Below are 1,227 nucleotides of genomic sequence, written 5' to 3'. Positions count from 1 at the left end.
GCGTAGGAGCGAGCGCAGCTCGCGATGCGCCGCGCGGGCGGCGCTCGGTCTAACAGGCGCTAAAGAAATGTCGACCAGCGCCTAACTCACTTACCCGTCCACTCCTTCACACGGTCCGGGTGCTTGGCAACCCAGTCCTTGGCAGCGGCTTCGGGCTTGGCACCTTCCTGGATAGCCAGCATGACTTCGCCAATCTCATCCTTGGACTGCCAGCTGAACTTCTTCAGGAAGTCGGCCACTTCAGGGGCTTTGGTGGCCAGTTCCTTGCTGCCGATGCTGTTCACGGTTTCAGCCGCGCCATAGACGCCTTTCGGGTCTTCGAGGAACTTCAGTTTCCATTTGGCGAACATCCAGTGCGGCACCCAGCCGGTCACTGCGATGGACTGCTGCTTGGCATACGCGCGGCCCAGTTCGGCCGTCATCGCCGCACCGGAACTTGCCTGCAGTTTGTAACCGGTCAGGTCGTAATCCTTGATGGCCTGCTCAGTCTTGATCATCACACCCGAGCCGGCATCGATGCCGACGATTTTCTGCTTGAAGGTGTCATCGGTCTTGAGGTCGCCGATGCTGACTGCCTTGACGTACTCAGGTACGATCAGGCCAATCTTGGCATCCTTGAAGTTGGGGCCGTAGTCGACCACGTTGTCCTTGTTCTTGGCCCAGTACTCACCGTGGGTAACGGGCAGCCAGGCGGACAACATGGCGTCGAGCTTGCCGGTGGCCACGCCCTGCCACATGATGCCCGTGGCCACGGCCTGCAGCTTCACGTCGTAGCCGAGCTTTTGCTTGATTACTTCAGCAGCTACGTTGCTGGTGGCCACGCTGTCAGCCCAACCATCCACGTAGCCAATGCTGACTTCTTTGGCCATGGCCTGTGTACCGCTCATGGCCAGTGCCAGGGCGGCGCCCACACCCAGGACACGTCGCATTTTTGTTAGAGTAGCCATCAAAGCATTCCCTCGTCAGGTCTTGGAGATTCCATCATCTGCCTGCATGGCGGCCGGACCTGATCCACCTGCGACCCCCAGGCGCCCATCTGCGACAGCACTGTGCCATTAGCGGCATGGGCGTGCTGCTGCCTGCGCGATACTTGCATGCCAAAGTGTTGGCGCCGGGCTACTATCCTCCCCTTTGCACCTGACATGGACTGCCCGATGCCCAGTACCACCCGCTTGCTGATGCCACTTTACCTGCTCGCCTGCCTGCTGGGCCTGGGCGGGCTGGGCG

1 protein-coding gene is annotated in these 1,227 nt (G+C 60.6%); it reads right to left on the bottom strand.

Annotated elements, in window-relative coordinates; translation table 11 throughout:
- Positions 1 to 86 precede the first annotated feature (86 nt).
- Complete coding sequence (locus tag IAE36_RS23440; RefSeq protein WP_201214970.1) at positions 87 to 947, bottom strand: glycine betaine ABC transporter substrate-binding protein; 861 nt, start codon at positions 945 to 947, stop codon at positions 87 to 89.
- Positions 948 to 1,227 lie beyond the last annotated feature (280 nt).

This window comes from Pseudomonas sp. S36 (genome assembly GCF_016647875.1).
GTDB lineage: Bacteria > Pseudomonadota > Gammaproteobacteria > Pseudomonadales > Pseudomonadaceae > Aquipseudomonas > Aquipseudomonas parafulva.
The sequence above is the reverse complement of the archived record's forward strand: the minus strand, read 5'-3'. Positions and strand labels throughout refer to the sequence as shown.

Coding starts and splice junctions, on each gene's coding strand:
- IAE36_RS23440 (WP_201214970.1), bottom strand. CDS start 947: ATGGCTACTCTAACAAAAATGCGACGTGTCCTGGGTGTGGGCGCCGCC.